At 45.5% G+C, this 1,140-nt stretch carries 2 tRNA genes and 1 rRNA gene; all 3 read left to right on the top strand.

Annotation, left to right across the window (positions count from 1 at the left end):
- Nucleotides 1–403 (top strand): 16S ribosomal RNA (locus GGQ84_RS15480); the annotation flags it as partial.
- A 169-nt stretch (nt 404–572) separates the two neighbouring features.
- Nucleotides 573–649 (top strand) — tRNA-Ile (locus GGQ84_RS15485).
- A gap of 31 nt (nt 650–680) precedes the next feature.
- Nucleotides 681–756 (top strand) — tRNA-Ala (locus GGQ84_RS15490).
- Nucleotides 757–1,140: the final 384 nt, after the last annotated feature.

The following is a 1,140-nucleotide window of genomic DNA, read 5'->3' on the forward strand; positions in this document are numbered from 1 at the left end:
CGAGCACTCTAGCGGAACTGCCGTTGACAAGACGGAGGAAGGTGGGGATGACGTCAAATCATCATGCCCCTTATGTCCTGGGCTACACACGTGCTACAATGGCACATACAGAGGGAAGCGAAGCCGCGAGGTGAAGCAAATCCCAAAAAGTGTGTCACAGTTCGGATTGCAGGCTGCAACTCGCCTGCATGAAGTCGGAATCGCTAGTAATCGCAGGTCAGCATACTGCGGTGAATACGTTCCCGGGTCTTGTACACACCGCCCGTCACACCACGAAAGCTGGCAACACCCGAAGCCGATGAGCTAACCTATTTGGAAGCAGTCGTCGAAGGTGGGGCTAGTGATTGGGGTGAAGTCGTAACAAGGTAGCCGTATCGGAAGGTGCGGCTGGATCACCTCCTTTCTAAGGAGAAATGGAGCTCTTGTAGAGAGCCCATAAAAAGGCCACGCAAGTGGCCGTCGCACAACTGTCTAGTTTTGAGGGACTAACATCTCTCTAAAAATACCAGTTGATTTTTTTATCTCAACTGGCTATAATGGAATTTGTCGCTTATGGGCGGCGAGTGTTAGATGGGCCTATAGCTCAGCTGGTTAGAGCGCACGCCTGATAAGCGTGAGGTCAGTGGTTCAAGTCCACTTAGGCCCACCATTAAAATTAAAACAATGTTTGAGACCATCATGGGGGTGTAGCTCAGTTGGGAGAGCACCTGCCTTGCAAGCAGGGGGTCAGCGGTTCGAATCCGCTCATCTCCACCATTAAACAATACTCAAACAGGCAATTTAAAAATTGCCACAAAGTATGTTCTGCTAAGATTGCAATCTTGCAAACATGCCAAAAGATATCTATGACAAATAAGCGAACATTTGCGAAAGATTGCAAACAAATTTCTTAGTGAAGTTTCTGTAAAGAACTTCAACTGTCTGAGGCGAAGCCGAGTTTTTGAAGTGTAGGAAACGAACTTAGAAATTTTACAATCTGTAGCTCTAGTGAGATTATTGTCATGATATCGTAGCTCTTTGACAACTAAACAGTGTAAGAAAGTATAGAAAGAACAACAAGTAAGGCAAAGCAGGTAATACCGACAGGTATTATAACGCCGAAGTAATATATTATAATAGGATGATTTAAATGATGTTCTG

The organism is Desulfitispora alkaliphila (genome assembly GCF_050433185.1).
GTDB classification, from domain to species: domain Bacteria; phylum Bacillota; class Desulfitisporia; order Desulfitisporales; family Desulfitisporaceae; genus Desulfitispora; species Desulfitispora alkaliphila.